Source organism: Micromonospora sp. NPDC005205 (assembly GCF_040608275.1).
Classification (GTDB): domain Bacteria; phylum Actinomycetota; class Actinomycetes; order Mycobacteriales; family Micromonosporaceae; genus Micromonospora.
In genome coordinates this window covers 1-1,417 of record NZ_JBEXHV010000042.1, presented here as the reverse complement: position 1 = coordinate 1,417, position 1,417 = coordinate 1, and the positions used below count along the sequence as shown (strand labels likewise).

Sequence of the window (1,417 nt, the reverse complement as noted above, 5' to 3'; positions counted from 1 at the left end):
ACCGCCAACGTCAAGGCGATCATCGCCGCCACCAAGAAGGCCGGTCTGCCGGAGCGGGCCGCGGTCATCTCGATCGCGACGAGCCTGCAGGAGTCCAAGCTGGAGAACCTCGGCCACCTCGGCGACGCCAACGACCACGACTCGCTGGGCCTGTTCCAGCAGCGCCCGACCAGTGGTTGGGGCACACCCGAGCAGATCACCAACCCCGAGTACTCCACCACCGCGTTCCTCAAGGGCCTCAAGCAGGTCGACGGATGGCAGGACATGGCGCTGACCGACGCCGCGCAGACCGTGCAGGTGTCGGCTTACCCGGACGCCTACGCCCAGTGGGAGCAGCAGGCCACCGACCTCGTCACCCAGCACTGGAACAGCTGACCCCGCAACAAAAGAGCAGGGTGACACCCCGCACCACCGCACCACCGCACCACCGCACCACCGCACCACCGCACCAGGACACCGACCGCTGGCCGGCACCCGCAACCCGGGGTGCCGGCCAGCGGCCTTCCTGCCGCCACCGATCGCCGACCGCCACCTCGCGGCCGCTGACGCTGACCGCCGTTCCCACACCACCGGCCCCCGGCGATGGGTACAGACGCTGGGAGCGCCGGCACCCGCAACCCGGGGGTGCCGGCCAGCGGCGCGTCCGTTTCCGTGTGGCAGCCACATGTCGTTGGTCATTGCTCGTGGGTGCCACGACGTCGGGCGAGCCCGGAAGCGGATAAGCGTCGGCAGAGCGGATGGTGTCGGTGGCTGTCAGCAGATCTTGGACAGTTTCCGTTAGGCGGGCCCGCCGAGCTAACGGAAAGTGTCCAAGATCTCAAGGATTGTGGCCGAAGCGCGGCGCGACGGCGGGTGTCGCGGTCGTGAGACGACCGGCGTGCGGCGATGGAACCCCGTGGCAGGACGGTCCGGCGCAGCGGCGAGGCGTTGAGACCGCCCGCCGACCGCCGCAGACCACCGGTGGTACGGCGTGGTGACCGGCACCGCCACCATCGACAGCCGACAGGTCTGCTAGTTGGCCAGCGCGGGTTGATGCTTCCGCCTGCTCGGCCCGCCCCAACCGCACCGCCCGGCCGCTCTGCCCGCCCGCGCCGGCCGCACCGCCCGCCCGCGCCGGCCGCCCTGCCCGCCCGCACCGGCCGCACCGCCCGCCCGCACCGGCCGCACCGCCCGCCCGCGCCGGCCGCCCTGCCCGCCCGCGCTGCCCAGCCAGCCGACCGGCTAACGCCCGCCGGCGGCGCGGCGGGAGCGGAGCGTCCGCGGCGCTAAGGCACCAGGGCAGGGCAGCACGGCAGGGCGGCACCATGGCCGGGCCGCGGGCCGGCCGGGCGGGCGGCGATCGGATGGGTGGGTGAGGCGGGGTGCGGGAACAATGGCGGTGGCGGGCTGGTTGTGGAGGGTGTCGGTGTGACTCAGT

The 1,417-nt window shown here is 73.3% G+C and carries 1 protein-coding gene; it reads left to right on the top strand.

Translation table 11 applies throughout. The features are described 5' to 3' along the window. A partial coding sequence (locus tag ABZU43_RS33010) for a hypothetical protein (protein ID WP_355010282.1) occupies nucleotides 1-375 on the top strand: 375 nt, incomplete at its 5' end. Nucleotides 376-1,417: the final 1,042 nt, after the last annotated feature.